Raw genomic sequence first — 19,465 nt, 5'->3', positions numbered from 1 at the left:
CCAACCGTTTGTCAGGCGGCGCTCGCCGTCTTTGCGCCGAATGCGGCGTCAATGGCCGCAATGGCGTCGACCAGCTGCTGCGCAAGCGCTGGCGAGGCGCTCGTCATCGGGGCGCGCAGCACGTCTTCGAGCAGCCCCTCACGCGCGAGCCATGCCTTCACCGGCGCCGGATTCGCTTCGGCGAACAATAGCTTCACCACGGGCATGAGGGCGTGAAAGAGCACCCGTGCGACATCAAGTTGCTGCGACTGCACTGCGCGGTACAACGCCGCGAAATGGGCGGGGCGGCAGTGCGACGACGCGATGATCGCGCCCTGTCCCCCCATCGCCAGCGTCGAGAGCAGTTGATGGTCCTCGCCGGCGAGCACCGAGAGACGACCGTCGGCAATGAGCCTTTGCGTCGTGTGGGCGTTGCCACCGCAATCCTTGATGCCGCGAATGTTGCCGTGGCCCGCGAGCGTCAGCAACGTCTCGAGGGTGAGCGTCGCGCCTGTGCGATATGGGATGTCGTAGAGCACCAGCGGCGCGCGCGAGCGATCCGCCAACGTCTGGAACCAGTCCGTCAGACCTGCCTGTGACGGGCGGATGTAATACGGTGCAGGCGTGAGCACACCGGCGAGCGGCAGGGCATTGAAGGTGTCCAGGCGCGCGAGCGTGTGGCCGAGATGATTGCCGGCGAGGCCAGCGATGACCGGCAGGTTGTCCGCTTCTGTCAGCACCGTCTCGAAGACGGCGAGCTGTTCTGCGTCGTCCAGCGCGGCGGCTTCTCCCGTCGTGCCGCAGATCACGAACCCGGCAATGCCCGAGTGACGGTAATGCGCCACGAGCCGGCGCAGCGCCGCGTGATCGACCGGTGTGTGCGAACCCTCGCGCGAGAAGGGCGTGATGAGGGGCAACCAAATGCCGCGGAACGCGGAGGGTGCAGACAACGACGGTGTCGTGGCCGAGAAAATGGGGGTGCCTGAAATGCTCTGGGGCTGCGCGTCTTGCATGGTGTCTCCCTGGACGATACGAAGGCGATGAACGTGATGTGATCTGTACGGAAACCGTTCAGCAGGGCGACGCAGAGATCAAGACGCGTGGGGACTTCGAGGCAGGTCGGCCGGGTGATGCTGGAGGGCGCAAGGCGCGGGGCGGGACTGCCGGGTCCACGTGGCTATTCCGTCGCTCAACTGACGGAACAGCACGCTCCGGTCAGTTGAGCGACTGTTTTTTGCTTTTGACGAATGCAACCTGCTGTCCCACAAGGACACCCGACACGCGTCCCGTCGGGACAACGCGCAAGTCTTGCGAGCGGTGGATGCGGAAATTCGTCATGCGCAGACTCTATACGCTTTGCGCGTGTTACGTCAAGCATGGTAACTCCACAACGCCGCAGGATGAAGTTGCCACGAATGGAAAATTCTCCTCGCTGGCCGTCCGCGCAACCGGGGTGCCACACCGTGACGGCGGGCTGTGTTTGGTGGCACGCGACTTGCAATAGTGTTGGGCGGTGCCGACGCGTCTGAACAGAAGCCCTTGCTTCTGGGCCGCTGGTGCTGCTAATCAGGAGAATCATCATGCAACGACGATACGCAACGCGCGATAACGAACGGCAATTGCAAGGTGGTGGTCAGCGGGGTCAATACCGTCGCGAGTTCGACGACGAGGCGATGCAGCGCGACTTCGGCGGGTACGACCAGGAAGACGAGTACGGCATGCAGCCCTCGCGCGAGCGTGGCGAATGGCAGGCGGACTGGAGTGAGTCGGGCCGTGCCCGCGCAGACGATTCGCGCTATGAGCGCAACGAACGCTACGGCAGCGCACGCGACTCCCGCGACTTCCGCGATTCCCACGACTCGCGCGAATCCCGCTACGGCAATCCGCGTCAGCTCGACGCACAGGGCTACTCCCGCGACCCGTACGGCCGTTCGCAAGGCGGCATGCAGAATCGCGACGTCTACGGCGCGCGCAGCGGTTTCGGCGGTGGTTACGGACGCGATTCCGGTCGCCAATATAGTCGCGACTTCGGCCGCGATTACGAGGGCGACTACAGCGGCGATTTCGGCAACATGTATGGCCGGGACCGTAGCCGCGACTACGCGCGTGACAATGGCAACGGCAACGGCAACGGCAACGGTATGTCGCAAGGCTACGGACAGCAGCATCGCTACGGCGACGAATCCTGGCAGGGCCGTCAGGAAGCCGGTCAGCGCGGCTACGACGCATACGGTGGTGGGGCCATTGACATGCGTCACCGCGAAGGGCCGAAGGGCTACAGCCGCACCGACGAGCGCGTTCGCGAGGACGTCTGCGAGCGTCTTTGCATGGCGCATCATCTGGAGGTCTGCGACGTCAGCGTTCAGGTAAAGGACGGCCGCGTGGAGCTTCAGGGCAGTGTGCCGCAGCGCTGGATGAAGCACGCCATTGAAGACGTCGTCGAACAATGCTTCGGTGTGCACGATGTCGAGAACCGGATTCGCACGCAGGCACCGCAGCACGCTCAGGGCGATCATCAGCGCGGCGGCGCGTCGGCATCGTCGGGCGCGCAGCGCACTTCCGGGCAATCGGGAACGGTGGGGACCGCAGGGACGACAACCGTGTCGAGCGCCACCGGTTCGACCGGCTCGTCGCCGGGGACGTCCGGCACGGGCAATGACTCGGGCAAGCACCACTAAGACGGGGTTTTGCGATTGCGGCCGCTACACAGGTTCACAGAGGGGAAGCGGCCGCTTCACCTGCACGGCTGCCGGGTCTGTCCGGTCTGCTCGGTCTGCTCGGTCTGCTCGGTCGAGGTGGCCAGGCGGTTGTATAGCGTCTTGAGACTCACGCCAAGTGAGCGGGCAGTCCGCGGTTTGTCGTTCCCGTGATGGGCGAGCGACGCCGTGATGAAGTGATGTTGCGCACTCGCGAGCGTGACGACGCGCGGTAACTCCAGCGTCGCGCCGCGCACGACCGGATCGTACGGCGGCACTGCTTCGGGGGTCACGTCCAGCAAGTCGTCCGCGAGGATGAACGCCCGCTCGATGACGTGATGCAACTCGCGCACATTTCCGGGCCATGCGTGGGCGCTCAGCCGCTGCACGGACGCTGCCGACAGCGTCTTCGCGGTGCGGGCGCGCGCATTGAGCGCCGCAACGTGCGCGTGGGCGAGCGCCACCACGTCCGAATCACGATGACGCAACGCCGGCACATGCATGACAAAGGTGGCGAGCCGATAGAGCAGATCGTCACGTAACGAGCCGCTGCGCAATGCCTGCGTGACGTCATGACGCGTTGCCGCGATCACCCGAACATCCACCGGCACGAACTGACTGCCGCCGACGCGGCAGATGACACCGGATTCGAGCGCGCGCAGCAGCTTGACTTGCGTGGGTGGGGGCATATCGCCGATTTCGTCCAGAAACAATGTGCCGCCATGCGCCGTTTCGAAATAGCCGCGACGTCGGTCCGTCGCGCCCGTAAAGCTGCCGCGCTCGTGGCCGAACCACTGCGATTCGGCAAGTTCCGCCGGCATCGCGCCGCACGCCACGGCGACGAACGGACCCTTGCGCCGCTCGCTTGCGGCATGCAACGCACGCGCGGCAAGTTCCTTGCCGCTGCCACTCTCCCCGAGAATCAGAACACTGACAGGCGTTGGCGCGACGCGCTCGATTTGCGCGCGTAACGCACGAATCGCGACAGAGTCGCCAAGCAGAGATGCAGCGCCGGCAATGTTGGGCAAGGGTGTCATGCCGGTGTGACGCGAAGTGCTCGGCAAATATCCCCATCTTGCGCGAATTCGGTATTGAAATTTTGTAGCCGCTCGCCGGATCGCATAGGAAGTTTCGATGAGAGTGCGCCGAACGGCATCGCAGATTACGTAGTCGAACCGGCATCGGCCGTTCTCCGGAGGATTCATGTCAATAGACTCAGACGCTTCGCGACACGCTGCCAACCGGTCGCCCATTTTGCTGGTCGGCGCGGACAGCGTGACACGCGATGCGCTACGCGCGTTGTGCCGGACGCTGTGTCCGCCAACGTGCCCGCCGCCCGCGTGGGCCGGTACGTTGGCCGAGGCCGATGCGCGTCTCGCCCATGCGGCGCCATCGCTGGTCATGACCGATGTCGAGATGCCTGACGGCAGTGGCTTCGACGTGCTCGATGGCTGGGCGAGCCGGCGCGATCTGAACGTCGTGATGTGCACGGCGCGTCCCGGCTGGGAGAGCGCGGTGCAGGCGCTGCGCCGGGGAGCAAGCGATTATCTGGTGCTGCCGGGAGATCGTCAGCGGGCGGGCGAGTGGATTGCGCGGGCATCGGAAAGTGTGGTCGCGGGCGACGTTGCCGAGGCCTCCGAGTCGCCACGAGCGTTTGCGCGCTTGCTGGGCAAGTCGGTCGCCATGCAGCGCGTATTCGATGCGCTCGCGCGTGTGGCCCCGACCGATGCCGCGGTGCTGCTCACCGGCGAATCGGGCACCGGCAAGGAATTGGCGGCGCGCGCAGTGCACGATCTCAGCGCGCGTTGCGACGGGCCGTTTCTTGCCGTGAACTGCGGCGCGATTGCACCGAATCTCGTCGAAAGCGAAGTCTTCGGCCACGACCGGGGCAGTTTCACGGGCGCGGAGCGACGCCACCGCGGCTTTTTCGAACGCGCACATGGCGGCACGCTGTTTCTCGACGAGATTGCCGAAATGCCCCCGGCGTCGCAGGTCAATTTGTTGCGCGTGCTGGAGACGGGCAAGCTCATGCGTGTGGGCGGCTCGCAAGAGATTGCGGTGGATGTCCGGATCGTCGCCGCCACCAACGTCTGCCCTGAAGCCGCCATGCGCTCGGGCAAGCTGCGCGCCGATCTCTACCATCGCCTCAACGTGTTTCCCGTGACGCTGCCGCCTTTGCGCGAGCGCGGCGACGACGTGGTGCTGCTCGCGCAAGCGATGCTCGACGAGGTGAATGCCAGCGATGGCCGTCCGATGCAGTTCGCGCCGCACGTGCTGGCGGCGTTGCAGCGTCACGATTGGCCGGGCAACGTTCGCGAGTTGCGCAACTTCGTGCAGCGCGTGCGTATTCTCAGTCAGACGTCCGTCATCGATTCGCTGCCGCCGCCAGTTTCCGCCGAACTGGCGCAGTTTCCGGTGCGTGACGACCGGACATCCGTCGCCCTCGATGCATCGCTCGCCGATCTCGACCGGCAGGTCATTCTCGGGGCGCTCGCGCAATGCGGTGGCGTGAAGGCGCGCGCCGCGAGACAACTGGGCATCAGCCTGAAGACGCTGTACGCACGACTGTCGCAGATCACGGCTTGAGGGGAATCTCATCGAAGCCACTACCGGGAGGTCAAAATGCATTCACGAATCACTACCGCGCGTGGCGCCTGTGTGCTGAGCGTCGCGCTGTTGATGAGTCCGTGGGCTATTGCGCAGGAATTGCCGAAGGGTGAGCCTGCGCAGGGCGGGGGTACTGAAGTGGGCGGCAGCGACCCGGGGCGAGACGTGACGAATGCGCCTGCGAAGGCCACGCGCACCGCGCAGCCGACCGCGGGTATCGACGCCGAGTTCGTCGACAATGCGCAAAAGGCGGGCAAGGCCGAAGTGCAGGCAAGCCAGGTCGCGGTGCAGCACTCCGGCAATCCCGCCGTCAGACGCTTCGCGCAGCAGATGGTGACGGACCATAGCAAGGCCAATGAGGCGCTCCGTCAATTGGCCGCGAAGAAGGGCGTTAGCGTGCTGAACGACGCCGCTGTCGACCCCGATATCGAAGCACTGAAGGGCAAGAAGGGGCGCGAGTTCGACGTTGCTTATCTGGCGCTGGCCGGGCCCGAGGCTCACGAGCAGGCCGTCACCCTGTTCCAGACGGAAGCCGAAAAGGGCCAGGACACGGACTTGCGCGGCTTTGCCGGGAAGATGCTGCCGACGCTACGTCACCATCTGAGCGAGGCGCGTGAGGTGTCCGCCAAGGTCGAGATGGAGAAATGAGCGAGCGGAGTGAGCGCGCCGGCATCCGGTGACGCGCAGGCCAATCGCCGGTCGCGCCAGTCGTGACAGTTGCGACAGTCGGCGTTAGCCCGCTGCGGCGCGATCGAGCGCTGCGATATCGATCTTGCGCATGGTCATCATTGCTTCCATTGCGCGGCGCGCCTTCGCAATGTCGGCGTCCGCCATGAGATCGAGCAGACGCTTCGGCGTGATTTGCCACGAGAAGCCCCAGCGGTCCTTGCACCAGCCGCAGGCCGACTCGGCACCGCCGTTGCCGACGATGGCGTTCCAGTAGCGATCGGTCTCTTCCTGGTTCTGCGTGACCACCATGAAGCTCACGGCTTCGTTGGGCTTGAATTCGGGGCCGCCGTTCAGGCCGACGAACGACTGGCCAAGCACCGTGAACTCGACCGTCAATTCATTGCCTGCTCCGATGCCGGAGATCGGTGAGATGTGGCGCGCCTGAACGTGACTGTCGGGGAATGTCGCGGCATAAAACTCGGCGGCCTCGCGAGCCTGACCGTTGAACCAAACGCAGGTAACGAGCTTCGTCATGGTTGTCTCCTGTGGGGAATCGCTGCCGTGAATCGCCCTCGTGAACGCATCCGCACGAACACGGTGTGCGTATCCGGCATGAACTGGCGGGGAGGACTGTCTCGCCTTCGGGCATCACGGCTTTCATGCTAGTTCACATCTGCGGGATCAGGTAGGTCTCCATCGTGTTGTCGGACGCAGTCGATGAGCGATGGGTGACTATCGATTCGAAAACCTCATAATTCATTAATTAATTTCGCAATCCGATTTATTTTTACCGGTAAATCCCCCCAATACACTCCCGGAATTACCTCTCGACAGGGCATCTTTTAACCCTCTTTTTGACGATATTTTCGACGTCATGACGCCGGGAGAGCCCCGTCGCGCGGGCGCCACGCATGCTTTTTCGCGGTTGCCAATTTGAGTTCCCCGCGTGACAATCGCCACACCCGGACAGTCAGCATGGCGGGGAAGTCCGGCGAGGGGAAAAACGAATAAAAATCACGAATAAGCGTCGCGATCAAGGGTGATTCAAGCAGTGATGAAATATTCACATGTTGAGATCGCCTTCGATAGGGCGAATGCTTGGTGGCTGTTCGAAATCAATGGAATTCGTAACAAAAGACGTTCTGGCAAGCTGCATGGAGCTGCTGCTGGACGCGGTGTTTCTCGTCAACGGGGACGGTACTCTCGTCTATGTGAGTCCGGCCTGCGAGCCTATTCTCGGTTACTCGCCGCAGGAATTGATGGGCCGCTCGATGATCGATTACGTGGCGAAGGAAGACCGCGAACGCACCATCGAGGAGTCGAAACTCGTCATGGGCGGACGCCCCCGGATCGGATTCGAGAACCGGTACATCCACAAGGACGGCCATTACATCCACATCATGTGGTCTGCGCGGTGGTCGGATGCGCACGGGCTGCGCATCGGTGTCGCACGCGACATCTCGGCGAAAAAGCGCGCCGAAGCGCTCCAGCGCGCGACCTATTCGATTTCCGAAGCCGCGCACGACGCTGCCGACATCCGCTCGCTCTGCAAGGCTGTCCATGACACGCTGGCCACCTTGTTTCCCATCGACGCTATCGTCGTTGCGACGTGCGATACGGACCTAAAAGCATGGGATAAGGCGTATCAGTACCGGGACAGCGCCGAAGTGCCGCTGCTCGACTGGACGCAGGCGGAGCGTCTTTCGACCGAGGCCACGAATGCCCGGGAATCGCTCTGGCGTCTGATCGGAGCCATGCCGGGCGGGGGGGTGGCCGATGCCCCGGTGCCGGTACGTGCGGAGCCATTCTCGCCCGGCGATAACGTCGAGGCGGCGCGGCATGCGCTTGCCGTGCTGCCGATGCATACGGCGCGGCGTGCGGTGGGCACGCTCATGATTTACGGCCCGGTGCGGGCATTGCAGGCCGAGGCGGCGCAACGGCTACTCGCGTTCGTCTGCGATCAGACAGCGCTGGCCATCGAGCGCAAGCAACTCATCGACGACCTTTACGAGGCCGCCCGTTTCGACGAACTGACTGGCCTGCCGAACCGCCGCACCTTTGGCGAGTTCGCCAGCGAGGCCGTTCGGCGGGCACAGCGCACGAACGGCAAGCTGGCATTGCTGTTCGCCGATATCGACGGATTCAAAGGCGTGAACGACAGCCTGGGGCATGCCGCCGGAGACCTGCTGCTCAAGGAAATTGGCCAGCGCATGAAGGCGGGCGTGACGGATTGCGGTTTTGTGGCGCGTCATTCCGGCGACGAGTTCGTCGCCATCGTTCAGGACGTCGAGATCGTCGAGCGGATCGACTTCGCGGTGACGCGCCTGCGCGAGGAAATCGAGCGGGCCGTCTCGGTCAATGACGCCAACCTGACGGTGCGGGTGAGCGTCGGTGTGGCCGTGTTCCCCGAGGACGGCGAATCGATGAGCGAGCTCATTCGTGTGGCCGATCAGCGCATGTACGCCAACAAATCGGCGCGCAAGTCCGGCGGGGCGAGCTTTCTCGAGCAATGGGTGTAAGGCACGTTCATCCGACGTTGATCTGCCCTCAATCCAGCCTCAACCCAGCGTCTGCGTTGGCCAGACCATTTCGATTTCGACGGCAATCGAGCGGGCCAGCCCGTCGAGATCCGGAAACAACGACGCGTTGGTCACGTTCATCCGGTAGAGCCATTTCATGGCGTCGGCGCGCAGGGCGACCGGCAGCACGATCTTGCGCAGCAGCGGGTCTTCGCTCTCGTAGCCTTCCAGAATGCGGTGCAGGGGACGGTCGATCACGCCGGGCAGCACGAACGTGCCGGACTGCGCGATCAGACGGCCGTCCATGTCTTCGGGTTCACCGAACCAGACCACCTCGTTGTCGTTACCGAGGAAATACTTCTCCATATTCCCTTTGACGCGCGGATCGATCGTATCGCGGGTGAGCCATGGCGCGTGGCGGGGACGCGCACGGTCGGCGTACAACGCGGGGGTATTGAGCGCGAAGATGGCGGCGTCGGCCGTGGCGCGCTCCAGCGCAAAGAAGGCGGCGACGAACGGGGACTTCGTGAAGTCGAGCAGACGCGTGGGCGCGCCGTGATGCTGCATCAGCCCGAGGCAGCGCAGATCGTCGTGCAGCAGTTCGGGCCAGGGCACATGATTGTGTGCCTTGCGACGAAAGATGCGGATCGCCCGTGCCTCGCGGCTGCGCCACTGCTCCTTGTCGGCCACATAGGCGTGCAGATAGCGCGACAGAGAGCTTTGCAGATGCCACCGGGCGTCCTGCTGCCCGCGAAACGCCCAGCCTTCGAAGCGGGAAGACAGCTCCATGAAATCCTTCCAGCTCTCGACGACAGTGGTGTCCATAGTGCGCAAAATCCTTGAGTTGGCGCACGTTGCCGGTGCCCTGGCCTGTGACGCCGTCATGCCGTTTTGTGAGGACGCCAGCCGCATGGGGTGCGCGGCATGGCGTCGGCAACTATAGTACGGCGTCTGTGACAGCTCAAGCGCACGGTCAAATGTGCTTTGGGATTTTGATGTTGTCCTCGGTATCTCGCGCGCGATTCGGGCGACGCAATCGAATCGAACGACCCAAGCGACTCGCCCGATTCCGGCACCTTGAGCGTTACCTGGCGAATTCCCTGACAGGCGGACTCCACGACATCGGACAAACGCCCGCGAGGCTTGCCGGCGCTGCGGGACTCGTCTGCAAGTCGTGTTGCGCCTGTGGCGTGCCGATGAGGGCGATGAGGCCGCAGGCCAGCGAACCGCGCCAGTGCAGGTAGTCGTGCCCGGTCGCGCTCGACGCATACGAGACACGATACCCCTTGGCGCGAAGCACATCGCGCATGTGCCGCCCGGAGGTGCCGATTCCCGTTGGCCCGCCACGGTCTTCGAACATCCCCGACGCCAGATAAAACGCGACCGGCAGACGCGGGCCGTTGGCGTATTGACGGATCAGCCAACCGGATTCGCGTGCGTCGGCATCGCCTTGCGACGGTGCCCACCAATAGGAGCCCGACTGCGACAGCACGTTGCCGAACCACTGGGGCGCCACATGCGCGGCCCAGGCGGACGCCAGTCCGCCGTAGCTCGACCCGGCGACCACCGTGCGCTCGGCCGGTGCCGACACACCCTGCGCCCTGGCCCATGGCATCAGTTCCTCGGCAAGGAACCGCCCAAACGCCGGGTTCGGCGGCAGCTCCTTGCCGCGCGTGTTGCCGTCGATCACGCCGACGATGAGCGCGGCCGTTCGCGGGATGCGGCCTTCAGCGATGAGGTTGTCGAGAATCACCGGCGTGGGCACCGTGTTCACATAAGCATGGGCGTCAAACACCACCAGTAATCCTTGCGACGCGTCTCCCGCGCGGTATCCGGCGGGGCGATAGACGTACACGTCGCGCGTATTGCCGAGCGCGCGGCTGGTGAAGCGCGTGGCCTGCACGGTACCCGCCGGAACGTCGGCGCGCCGCGCGATCCATGGCTGGGGCGGGGCGTCGGGCAGCGTGATCGAGGACTTCACGCTGCGCTTGCCGTCGAATCCTTCCACGACGAACGGATGACGATTGAGCGGATCGGCCTGCAGGGTCTTGACCACCGCACGACGGCGTTCCATCGCCGTGCCTTCGATATCGGGGACGTCCGGCGCAAGCTGGTAGGACAGGCGTGTGGTGTCGGGCACCACGTAGCTGCGATACCAGACGTCGCTGTTGCCCAACTGACGCATATCGTCGTGATCTCCTGAAGGCGCGCCCAGAATGCGCACGTTGTGCGGATGGCCGCGCCAGAGGAACGTCATCAACGAGACCTTGCCGGGTGACTGCGCGAGCAGCGAAGCCGTTTCGTCGCCGGTGACGGTCCCTTGCGCAATGGCTTCGATCATCGGCGTGCCTGTCGCGCCGACGTCTTGCCAGAAGGTGTCGGTACTGCCGCCGCTGCATAGCGTGGCGTTCAACGCCAACAGTCGCGGACTCACGAGTCCGAGGCGGTATTTCGGCGCAAGCGGATCGCCTGCGCATGAAGCGGGAGCGACGTTCGATGCGGATGTCGTGGATGGCGCTGCCTGCGCAACGCTCGCAGCACTGCCGAGCCATGCAACGGCGAAGACAGTCGCGGCAACAGTACCCGCAGCGGCCGACGCCGTCCGGGTCAGGGTGAATGTCATGGCGAACCTCAGAAGTCGATGCTGGCGGAGAGCTTGACCGTGCGCGGGGCATTCTGGATCACGTAACCGTCGTTGAACGTGCCCGACCACGCAATGCGATTGGTGACGTTTTCCACGGCGGCGCGAAACACCACGCCCTTGCCATAGAGGCGCGTGGCATAACGCGCGCCTACGTCATAACGCGTCCAGCCGCCGATCTGCTGCGTATTGGCGGAGTTCACGTATTGCGCGCTGGTGGCGATCATACGTCCCGTGAGCGTGACACCTGGCACCCATGGCAAATCCCATTCCGTGCCGAGGTTCGCCGTCCATTTCGGCACGCCGTAGGGCGTATTCCCGTTGTAGAGATTGCCCGCTGTCTTGGTCAACTCGCCGCGCGTGTAAGCCACACCGCCCAGCACGCGCCAACGCGGCGTGAATTCGCCGAAGATGTTCCATTCGACGCCGCGGTTGCGTTGCTCACCGTCCGGGTTGTAGGTGTTGGTCGCCACGTCCTTGATCATGCCCGGCTTGGTGATCTGGAAGAACGACAACGTGTTCGCGAAGCTGCCTGCGTCCCACTTCACGCCGAATTCGGCCTGCTTGCTGCGATACGGCGCGAAGACCTGCCCGTAGTTGGCGGCGCTCACGTCGGTGACCATGCCGCCTTGCGTGAGGCCTTCAATGTAGTTGCCGTACAGCGAGACGTTGGGGCCGAAGGGCTTGAGCACCAGACCGAAGGCCGGGGTGATGGCGTTCTCGTCGTAGTTGGACGTGCGTGCGCCCGTGGTGGCCGCAAACGCCGCTGCACGAACACGCTGGCTGCGCAGGCCTGCGACGATTGTCACGCGGTCCTGCCACATCGAGATAGTGTCCGCCAGCGCGAAGCTCGACAGCGTGGATTCGGCCGTCTTCGGGGCGGAGCCGGCGGCCTTCGCCAGCGTGGGCTCGACAGGCGCGTAGATGTTCGAGTTGTAGTTCGCGCTCGTCGTGAAGACATTGCCGCTGGTTGTCTCCAGCGACGTCGCCGAGAGCGTGAGTTCGTGCCTGACCGGCCCCGTGCGAAAGCGTGTGCGAACGCCTGCGTCGAGCGAGAGCGTGTCTGTCCAGCCGCGCTGGAAATACGTCGCGCCGGTGTAGCTGCCGTCCGGCTTGATCGGCCCGGTACGCGTGCCCGTGATAAAGCCCGAGTAGCGATAGCTCAGCGAACCGACGCCGGCGTAGGCCGTGATCGCGTCGGTCACGTCGGCTTCGGCGCGAAGCTGCACGCCATTGCTCTGCAGATCGCCGTATTCGCCGCGCAGCACATTGGTGCCGGGGGATGGCGGGGCGACGACCGTCGTCGCGAAGGTTGCCATCCAGGGGCTGCCGCCGGTGAACTTTTCGGTATCGGTATAGGCGTCGAGCCCGATGCGCACGCGATCCGTTTTCAGGTCCAGGGCAACGGAGCCGAACTCGCGGCGCTTGTTCTGGCCGTCGAGCGTGGTGCGGCCGTCGCGCAGCGCGCCATTGAACCGGATGCCGAATGCCTCGTTATCGCCGAAGCGTCGACCGATATCGGCCTGCACGCCGAATTGCGAGTCGGAGAGATAGTCGGCGCTCAGGCGAGTGAGCGGTGCGCTCTGCGCTTTCTTTGTCACCACGTTGATCGCACCGCCCACCGCGCCCGACGGCGACATGCCGTTGAGCAGCGCGTTCGGACCTTTGAGGACTTCTACGCGTTCGATGAACTCGGTCGGCACGTGACCGTAGGGCGAGAGTCCGAACATGCCGTTGAGCGAGACTTCGTCGGCCGTCAACGGAAAACCGCGCACGCTGAAGTTCTCGTACATGTGACCGCTCGATGTGGTGAAGCGCACCGAAGGGTCGTTGTCGAGCACATCGGCCAGCGTTGTCGACTGCTGGTCCTGAATGGTCTGCGCCGTGTAGGCGGTGAGGTTGAACGGCACGTCCATGAAGTCTTTGTTGCCGAGCAGACCGAGGCGGCCGCCCCGTGCGACTTGTCCGCCGTCATACGCTTCCGGCAGGCCCACGGCTTGCGCGACGACGTGCGTGGTCGGCAGTAACACGCCGTCGCCCATCGCCGCGGCGGCGCCGGTGTCGTGGGCTGCGGCGCGCAGCGTATACACGCCCTGGCTGCTGCGCATCGCCTGCAACTGATGCGGCGAGAGCAGGTGGTAGAGCGCTTGCGTCAGCGTGTAGTCGCCGTCGAGCCCGGTGCTCTGACGGCCCTGCGTCAGCGAAGCGTCGACGACCAGCTCGATGCCCGCCGTGTTGGCGAAGCGGTTGAGCACGGCGTCGAGCGTGCCCGGCGCGATTTGCCACGCGCGGCGTGCGTCGGCAGCGCTTTGTGCCGCGGACGTGGATGCCGCGGGGGCGGCGTGGGCGCGCTCAGTGACGCCGGCGGCGGCGAGGGCGATGAGCAATGCCACAGCGGGGTGCAGGGCGGCGGCGAATGGCGTCGGGCGCAGGGGAACAGCTTCGGAAATCAACACGGTCGGAGTGCCTGAGAGTTCGGAAAGAGATACCGGCGCGATCGCTTCGCACCGGTGCATACACGTATTCCGAACGAGATCGGCAAACCCTCAACCGATATCGAAAAAATTGAAAAAAGTTGCCGGGGCGTTGTCTTGCAGGCAGAGCGCTTGCGACGGACGCCCGACGGCTATCGGGCTTTCACCGTGACCCAGTACCGGGTGCGGTAGACGGTCTCGACCGGCAGGCCGATGGCAAGGCTGGCCAGCGCCCGGTCCGTGTCTGCGAGCGAGAACACGCCGCTCACGCGCAGGTCGGCCACGGCCGCATCGCATCGAAGCACCCCTCGCCGGTAGCGCGCGAGCGTATCGACCAGGTCGCCCAGGCGAATTCGCTCGACGATGAGTTGCGCGCGCGTCCATGCCGCGGCATTTTCGTCGAACGCCTGCGAGGGACCGGCGGGATCGATGGCGCTCGACGAGAAGCTCGCGGCCTGACCGGCGTCGAGCCGTTGGGTGCGTGCGCCGTTGGTCGGGCGTACGAGGACGATGCCGTCGAAGATCGCGACCTGTGTGCGGTCGCCGTCCTCGCGCACCGTAAAGCGTGTGCCGATGTCGCGGATCTCTCCCTGTCGGGTGACGACGACCAGGGGCGCTGAGCGCGATGACCGAGGCGGTTGCGACGCGTCTGTGTCGATGCAGATCCGTCCGCGTCGCAGCGTAATGCGGCGCTCACCGGGCGTGAAGCGCACGTCGACGGCAGACGCCGTATCGAGCCACAGACGCGTGCCGTCGGCCAGCGTGAGGCTCCGCACCTCGCCAACGCCTGTGGCGTAATCGGCCGCGACGGTGTCCCACATGGGGGAGCGACGAAGGGCGTAGCCCGCGCCCGCCAACGTGATGACGCCACCGAACACACGCAGCACGCGACGGCGTCCGGCCGCGCTCACCCGCGGTGCCGGGCGCGCCGTCAGCGTGTCGAACGCCAGCCGCGGGGGGAGCCCATCGCGCCCATTAAGCGTTTCGAGCGTTTCGAACTTCTGCCCGATAACGCCGAGCCGTTGCCACGCGCGTTCGTGATCGGGATGCGCGGCCCGCCAGCGCTCGCACGCGGAAATGTCGTCGGCGGTGACGGCCTCGGACCACAACCGGGCGAGCCAGAGACTTGCGCGCTCGACGACTTCGGGCGCCAGCGGCGCCGCAGGCGATACGCTGCTCGAAACGCCACGCGGGGCGCTCACGCATCGCTCCCGTACTGCACGACGTAACATTCGCGCAGCGCCTGCGCGACGTACTTCTCGACGGACGACACCGAGACCTGCAACTGCTCGGCAATCTCGCGATAGCCGAGACCTTCGAGCTTGCATAACAGGAAGGCGGTACGCGCCTTGGCCGGCAGACGGGCGAGCAGGGTGTCGATTTCGATGAGGGCTTCGAGCACGAGCGCCCGCGTCTCGGGCGACGGGGCGACCGGCTCAGGCAGGGCGGCAAGCGTCTCCAGATAGGCGGTCTCGATATGACGTCTGCGAAACAGATCGATCACCAGACAGTTGGCAATGCGGGCGAGATAACGGCGCGAGTCGTCGGCCTGCGGCGCACGCCCTGTCGAAAGCACGCGGAGATAGGTGTCGTGTGCGAGATCGGCGGCGTCGAGCGCATTGCCCAGTTTCTTGCGCAACCAGCCACGCAGCCAGCCGTGATGATCGCGGTAAAGCGCTCCCACCTCGCGCTGAAAATGACTTTCCATGATTCCCCGTGTTCGCATGATGCGCGCTCCACGGGCAATGCCGCACAGGACACTCGGGCAATAAACGTCAGTGGTGCTGAACGTTGCCAAACGTCCGGCGGTTCGCGAATGAATGGCGCCGATCTGCAAATGATAATGATTCTTATTAATTCTAAGCGTGAATGCCGGGGCAACGCAATAGGGGTGACATGCGGGCGTGATGTGCGAGACGTGAAACGCGGGCGCGAAGCGCAGGCATCCATGCCGGACGCGAATGCCAGGCAGCGTCAGGCAGCGCGCGCAGGCGAAAGATTTGCCTTGAGCGAGGCGAGCGCGGCTTCGGGCGTGATATCCGATGTATCGAGCGTAATGTCGGCGAGTCGGTAGAGCGATTCACGTGCGTCGAGCATGCGATGGATGTGTTCGAGCGCTTCGTTACGCAGCGCTTCGGTGGCGATGCGGGCGTCGTTCTGCTGCATCACGCGCTGGAAATGCACTTCCGGACGCGCGCGCAGCCACACCGTGCGGAAGGCGCGGAGCACGCGTTCGTACGTTGGCGCTTCGGACACGATCCCGCCGCCGGTTGCCAGTACGACATGCTCGTGCTCGCCGATGATGCGCTCGATGCACTGGCGCTCGATGCGTCGCATCGCCGCTTGCCCGTAGAGCGTGATGACTTCGCCGATGGCGATGCCCGCTTCGCGCTCGACTTCCTTGTCCAGTTCGATGAAAGGCGCGCCGATGGCCTGTGCCAGTTGCGGCCCGAGGGTCGACTTGCCCGCACCGCGCAGGCCGATGAGCGCGATGCGCTGCCCGGTGCGCCGGCTATCGGCCGCGCCCGGCACAACGATCTGACGGCGCAGCCGCGAAAGCACTTCCGCCGGTTGCTGACGCAGATACTCGATCAGGATGAGCAGGTCGCCGTCGTATACCGTGCGCTGCGCAACGAGCGTCTCCACGCCTACGTTCAACGCCTCGGCCAGCTTGTGGAGCACGGTGAGCGACACGTTGCCCGTTCCCGCCTCCACCCGGGCGAGATACGGCAACGAGACGCCCGACTGCGCGGCCAGTTGTTTGCGCGTCATGCCGCGCTGGGCGCGCAGCGTTCGCACCTGCCGTGCGAGCGAGGCCAGGCGCGACGACACCCCGTCTCCGGCGTCGTCGACCAGATCGGAAGGCGGGCTGTCGGGAGGCAATGTCGTCATGAGCGAAGCGCGATGAAGGGATCGTCGCCAAATATACTATGAGATATCGCATATGAGGCGTGCACGCCGCTTGCACTGGCATCATTCGGCATTTGTGTGCATTAAATTGCTTTAATTTTCGGATTATCCCTGTTAACCCTGAACTGCATTGCACAAATCGCGCAACGGTGAAAATATCTTATAAGATACTTTTCACGATTTGGAGCGAATGCAGACAATGACCTATCCCCACTTGCGTGTGCGCGTCGAAGACGCCATCGCCTTCGTGACACTCGAGCGCGCCGAGAAGCGCAATGCGCTTTGCGATGCGGCCATCGACTCGCTGGAAGCCGCTTTCCGGGATTTCGGCGACGGTGTGCGGGCCGTCGTTCTGAGCGGCGCTGGCGAGCACTTTTGCGCCGGGCTGGATCTCTCGGAGAACAGCACGCGCGACCCCCTCGACGTGCTGCGCGTCTCGCAGCGCTGGCACAAGGTTTTCCACGACATTCAGTTTGGCGGACGTCCTGTCGTCGCGGTGCTGCACGGCGCCGTCATCGGCGGCGGGCTGGAGCTGGCGCTGGCCGCGCATGTGCGCGTGATCGAGCGCAGCGCGTTTTTCCAGTTGCCCGAGGGCAAGCGCGGTATCTTCGTCGGGGGCGGGGCGTCGGTGCGCGTCGCGCGCATTCTCGGCCCGGACCGCATGACGGAAATGATGCTCACCGGGCGCCGCTACGATGCGACTGACGGTGAGCGCCTGGGCCTGGGTCATTATCTGACGCCAGCGGGCGAAGGTCTCGCCCTTGCCACGCAACTGGCGCGCGACACGGCGGCCAACAGTCCGCTGTCGAACTGGGCGACGATTCATGCGCTCTCGCGCATTCACGATATGTCGATGGCCGACGGGTTGTTCACCGAATCCGTGACCAGCGCATTGATGCTGGCCACGCCTGAAGCGCGCGAGCGCATGGAACGCTTTCTGGGCCGCGCGGCACGCTGAGCGCGTGTCCGATCCTCACGGAGACGAACGTGAAATACGACAACATCGAGCAGGTCGCGGTCATCGGCACGGGTGTCATCGGTGCGAGCTGGGCGGCGTACTTTCTGGCGCGTGGTTTGCGCGTGAGTGCCTGGGACCCGGCGCCCGGGGCGCGCGAGCGTCTGCGCGAAGCGCTCGACGCGCACTGGCCGACGCTCATCCGCATCGGCCTGACGGCGGGGGCGACGCGCGATGCGCTGACCTTCCACGATACGCTCGACGCCGCGCTCGAAGGTGCCGACTTCGTGCAGGAGAGCGGCCCGGAGCGAGAGGATCTGAAGCAGGATCTGTTTCGCAGGATCGACGCTGCGCTGGCGCCGTCGGTCGTGATCGCATCGAGTTCGTCGGGATTGCTGATGAGCCGGGTGCAGTTCGTGTGTGCACATCCCGAGCGCGTGGTGCTCGGGCACCCGTTCAATCCACCGCATCTCATTCCGCTTGTCGAAGTGATCGGCGGCGCGCAGTCCTCGCAGGCCGCTATCGACACCGCGATGCAGTTCTATCGCGCCATCGGCAAGCGCGCCATTCACGTGAAGAAAGAGGTGAAGGGCCATATCGCGAACCGGTTGCAGGCGGCGTTGTGGCGCGAGGCGATGCATCTGGTCGACACCGGGGTGGCGTCCGTGGCGGATATCGACGACGCCATCGCGTACGGTCCCGGCCTTCGCTGGGCGGCGCTCGGTCCGTTCCTGAATCTGCATCTGTCGGGCGGCGCCGGCGGCATTGCCCATTTGCTCGAACATCTCGGCCCGCCGATCGAATCGTGGTGGGCCGATCTCGGCGAGCCAGTGCTGACGGACGAGCTCAAGGCACGCATTACCGCCGGTGTCGAAGCGGAATTGGCCGGACGCGGCAACGCACGGCTCGAAGCCCAGCGCGACGCCGTCATCCTCGGCATTCTCGCGAACAGGACGTAGCGCCAGCCGGTTCGGGATCACGTATCCGGCCATGAATCCGGCCGTGACGAAGGAACGAACGACCGATTCGAAAAAGGAGACACGCATGAGCAAGCCGAAAGTCATCGTCACCATCGCGCCGACAGGCGGCATGGCGTACAAGTCGCAGAACCCCCATCTGCCCACACAGCCGGACGAAATCGCGCGCGATGTCTACGACTGCTACAACGCGGGGGCCAGCGTCGTGGCCATTCACGCGCGTCGTCCGGGCGACGACGGCGCGACATGCAATCCCGCCATCTACCGCGATATCAATCGCCGCATTCGCGACAAGTGCGACATCGTCATCAACAACTCGACGGGTGGCGGCGTGCATGGCGACATGATCGGGCAGGCCGACAACGGTTACTGGGAAATCCTCTGGGAAGAGCGTCTGAAGGGCATGGACGCCGGGGCCGAGATGTGCACGCTCGACGCCACCACGATCATCGCGAGCTTCGGCGGCAAGGAACTGCTGATGCATACGTCGCCCGAGCGCTCGAAGCATCTCGCCATCGAGATGAAAAAGCGCGGCATCAAACCCGAGTGGGAAGTGTTCAGTCCGACGCACATCGTGCAGGACCTCGCCACGCTTACGGCGGCAGGATTCGACGACGAGCCCTTCTTCGTCAACCTCGTGCTCGGCGTGCATCGCGGTTTCCAGAATGCCATGCCGTACACCCCGCGCGTGTTGCAGTCGATGGTCGATCTGCTGCCCAAGGGAAGCATCTTCTGTGTGAGCGGCATCGGCCCGGCGCAACTGCCGTCGGCCATGAATTCGCTGCTGCTGGGCGGGCACGTGCGCGTGGGGCTGGAAGACAACCTGTACTACGAGCACGGTGTGCCGGCGACGAACCAGCAACTGACCGAGCGGGTCGTGCGTCTCGTGCGCGAAATGGGTTATGAGCCTGCCACGCCGGCCGAAGCCCGCGACATCATGGGCTTGCCGCGCAATCGCGACGTGCTGCCGGAGTTCGCCGTGCGTTGATCGGAGGAAGTGCGTCGCAAGCTGTCTGGCCCCAAGAACGAAAAAAAACC

The 19,465-nt window shown here is 64.6% G+C and carries 16 protein-coding genes; 7 read left to right on the top strand and 9 right to left on the bottom strand.

The genetic code is table 11. The features are described from left to right. Positions 1 to 11 precede the first annotated feature (11 nt). Complete coding sequence (dapA, locus tag ACIPHM_RS01970) at positions 12 to 992, bottom strand: 4-hydroxy-tetrahydrodipicolinate synthase (RefSeq protein ID WP_400324006.1); 981 nt, start codon at positions 990 to 992, stop codon at positions 12 to 14. Positions 993 to 1,559: 567 nt separating this feature from the next. Here dapA and ACIPHM_RS01965 point away from each other — a divergent pair. Then, complete coding sequence (locus ACIPHM_RS01965) at positions 1,560 to 2,657, top strand: BON domain-containing protein (RefSeq protein WP_400324003.1); 1,098 nt, start codon at positions 1,560 to 1,562, stop codon at positions 2,655 to 2,657. A 56-nt stretch (positions 2,658 to 2,713) separates the two neighbouring features. Here ACIPHM_RS01965 and ACIPHM_RS01960 read toward each other — a convergent pair whose 3' ends face one another. After that, positions 2,714 to 3,712, bottom strand: a complete 999-nt coding sequence (locus tag ACIPHM_RS01960; RefSeq protein WP_400323992.1) for a sigma 54-interacting transcriptional regulator — start codon at positions 3,710 to 3,712, stop codon at positions 2,714 to 2,716. Positions 3,713 to 3,878: 166 nt separating this feature from the next. Here ACIPHM_RS01960 and ACIPHM_RS01955 point away from each other — a divergent pair, with 166 nt between their 5' ends. After that, positions 3,879 to 5,261 carry a sigma-54-dependent transcriptional regulator gene (locus ACIPHM_RS01955; RefSeq protein ID WP_400323989.1) on the top strand — a complete coding sequence of 461 codons (1,383 nt, stop codon included), beginning with the start codon at positions 3,879 to 3,881 and terminating at the stop codon, positions 5,259 to 5,261. A gap of 36 nt (positions 5,262 to 5,297) precedes the next feature. Next, on the top strand, positions 5,298 to 5,930 hold the full coding sequence (locus tag ACIPHM_RS01950; RefSeq protein ID WP_400323986.1) for a DUF4142 domain-containing protein: 633 nt from the start codon (positions 5,298 to 5,300) through the stop codon (positions 5,928 to 5,930). 84 nt (positions 5,931 to 6,014) lie between these two features. Here the strand turns inward: ACIPHM_RS01950 and ACIPHM_RS01945 are convergent, their stop codons facing one another. Then, positions 6,015 to 6,485 carry a VOC family protein gene (locus ACIPHM_RS01945; protein ID WP_400323979.1) on the bottom strand — a complete coding sequence of 157 codons (471 nt, stop codon included), beginning with the start codon at positions 6,483 to 6,485 and terminating at the stop codon, positions 6,015 to 6,017. Positions 6,486 to 7,105: 620 nt separating this feature from the next. On the opposite strand from ACIPHM_RS01945, the gene ACIPHM_RS01940 reads away from it, so the two are divergent. Then, entirely contained in the window at positions 7,106 to 8,470 is a 1,365-nt protein-coding gene (locus tag ACIPHM_RS01940) for a diguanylate cyclase (RefSeq protein ID WP_400323976.1), read from the top strand. A 39-nt stretch (positions 8,471 to 8,509) separates the two neighbouring features. On the opposite strand, the gene ACIPHM_RS01935 is transcribed toward ACIPHM_RS01940, so the two are convergent. From ACIPHM_RS01935 to ACIPHM_RS01910, 6 genes are all read right to left on the bottom strand, one after another. Next, positions 8,510 to 9,295 carry an FRG domain-containing protein gene (locus tag ACIPHM_RS01935; RefSeq protein WP_400323973.1) on the bottom strand — a complete coding sequence of 262 codons (786 nt, stop codon included), beginning with the start codon at positions 9,293 to 9,295 and terminating at the stop codon, positions 8,510 to 8,512. A gap of 259 nt (positions 9,296 to 9,554) precedes the next feature. Further along, on the bottom strand, positions 9,555 to 11,093 hold the full coding sequence (locus tag ACIPHM_RS01930; protein WP_400323971.1) for an enterochelin esterase domain-containing protein: 1,539 nt from the start codon (positions 11,091 to 11,093) through the stop codon (positions 9,555 to 9,557). 8 nt (positions 11,094 to 11,101) lie between these two features. Then, on the bottom strand, positions 11,102 to 13,567 hold the full coding sequence (locus ACIPHM_RS01925; RefSeq protein WP_400323968.1) for a TonB-dependent siderophore receptor: 2,466 nt from the start codon (positions 13,565 to 13,567) through the stop codon (positions 11,102 to 11,104). A gap of 170 nt (positions 13,568 to 13,737) precedes the next feature. Then, the gene (locus tag ACIPHM_RS01920) at positions 13,738 to 14,787 is read right to left on the bottom strand and encodes a FecR domain-containing protein (protein WP_400323965.1); all 1,050 of its coding nucleotides are present in this window, start codon (positions 14,785 to 14,787) and stop codon (positions 13,738 to 13,740) included. After that, a complete protein-coding gene (locus ACIPHM_RS01915) occupies positions 14,784 to 15,311 on the bottom strand; it encodes a sigma-70 family RNA polymerase sigma factor (protein ID WP_400323962.1) in 528 nt (175 codons plus the stop codon). Before ACIPHM_RS01915 ends, ACIPHM_RS01920 begins: the two co-directional genes overlap by 4 nt. Before the next feature lie 248 nt (positions 15,312 to 15,559). Beyond that, the gene (locus tag ACIPHM_RS01910) at positions 15,560 to 16,477 is read right to left on the bottom strand and encodes a helix-turn-helix transcriptional regulator (RefSeq protein WP_400323959.1); all 918 of its coding nucleotides are present in this window, start codon (positions 16,475 to 16,477) and stop codon (positions 15,560 to 15,562) included. Between the two features lie 217 nt (positions 16,478 to 16,694). Here ACIPHM_RS01910 and ACIPHM_RS01905 point away from each other — a divergent pair, with 217 nt between their 5' ends. From ACIPHM_RS01905 to ACIPHM_RS01895, 3 genes are all read left to right on the top strand, one after another. After that, positions 16,695 to 17,453, top strand: a complete 759-nt coding sequence (locus ACIPHM_RS01905) for a crotonase/enoyl-CoA hydratase family protein (RefSeq protein WP_400323956.1) — start codon at positions 16,695 to 16,697, stop codon at positions 17,451 to 17,453. Between the two features lie 29 nt (positions 17,454 to 17,482). Then, positions 17,483 to 18,409, top strand: a complete 927-nt coding sequence (locus ACIPHM_RS01900) for a 3-hydroxyacyl-CoA dehydrogenase NAD-binding domain-containing protein (protein WP_400323953.1) — start codon at positions 17,483 to 17,485, stop codon at positions 18,407 to 18,409. 85 nt (positions 18,410 to 18,494) lie between these two features. Then, positions 18,495 to 19,415: a 3-keto-5-aminohexanoate cleavage protein gene (locus tag ACIPHM_RS01895; protein WP_400323950.1), complete on the top strand. Its 921-nt coding sequence runs from the start codon at positions 18,495 to 18,497 to the stop codon at positions 19,413 to 19,415. The last annotated feature ends 50 nt before the right edge of the window (positions 19,416 to 19,465 follow it).

This window comes from Pandoraea sp. NPDC087047 (assembly GCF_044745225.1).
Taxonomy (GTDB): domain Bacteria; phylum Pseudomonadota; class Gammaproteobacteria; order Burkholderiales; family Burkholderiaceae; genus Pandoraea.
This window is presented reverse-complemented; position numbering and strand designations above follow the sequence as displayed.

Excerpts from the sequence above, each read along its gene's own strand:
- dapA (WP_400324006.1), bottom strand. The coding sequence starts at position 992 with ATGCAAGACGCGCAGCCCCAGAGCATTTCAGGCACCCCCATTTTCTCG.
- ACIPHM_RS01965 (WP_400324003.1), top strand. The coding sequence starts at position 1,560 with ATGCAACGACGATACGCAACGCGCGATAACGAACGGCAATTGCAAGGT.
- ACIPHM_RS01960 (WP_400323992.1), bottom strand. The coding sequence starts at position 3,712 with ATGACACCCTTGCCCAACATTGCCGGCGCTGCATCTCTGCTTGGCGAC.
- ACIPHM_RS01955 (WP_400323989.1), top strand. The coding sequence starts at position 3,879 with ATGTCAATAGACTCAGACGCTTCGCGACACGCTGCCAACCGGTCGCCC.
- ACIPHM_RS01950 (WP_400323986.1), top strand. The coding sequence starts at position 5,298 with ATGCATTCACGAATCACTACCGCGCGTGGCGCCTGTGTGCTGAGCGTC.
- ACIPHM_RS01945 (WP_400323979.1), bottom strand. The coding sequence starts at position 6,485 with ATGACGAAGCTCGTTACCTGCGTTTGGTTCAACGGTCAGGCTCGCGAG.
- ACIPHM_RS01940 (WP_400323976.1), top strand. The coding sequence starts at position 7,106 with ATGGAGCTGCTGCTGGACGCGGTGTTTCTCGTCAACGGGGACGGTACT.
- ACIPHM_RS01935 (WP_400323973.1), bottom strand. The coding sequence starts at position 9,295 with ATGGACACCACTGTCGTCGAGAGCTGGAAGGATTTCATGGAGCTGTCT.
- ACIPHM_RS01930 (WP_400323971.1), bottom strand. The coding sequence starts at position 11,093 with ATGACATTCACCCTGACCCGGACGGCGTCGGCCGCTGCGGGTACTGTT.
- ACIPHM_RS01915 (WP_400323962.1), bottom strand. The coding sequence starts at position 15,311 with ATGCGAACACGGGGAATCATGGAAAGTCATTTTCAGCGCGAGGTGGGA.
- ACIPHM_RS01910 (WP_400323959.1), bottom strand. The coding sequence starts at position 16,477 with ATGACGACATTGCCTCCCGACAGCCCGCCTTCCGATCTGGTCGACGAC.
- ACIPHM_RS01905 (WP_400323956.1), top strand. The coding sequence starts at position 16,695 with ATGACCTATCCCCACTTGCGTGTGCGCGTCGAAGACGCCATCGCCTTC.
- ACIPHM_RS01895 (WP_400323950.1), top strand. The coding sequence starts at position 18,495 with ATGAGCAAGCCGAAAGTCATCGTCACCATCGCGCCGACAGGCGGCATG.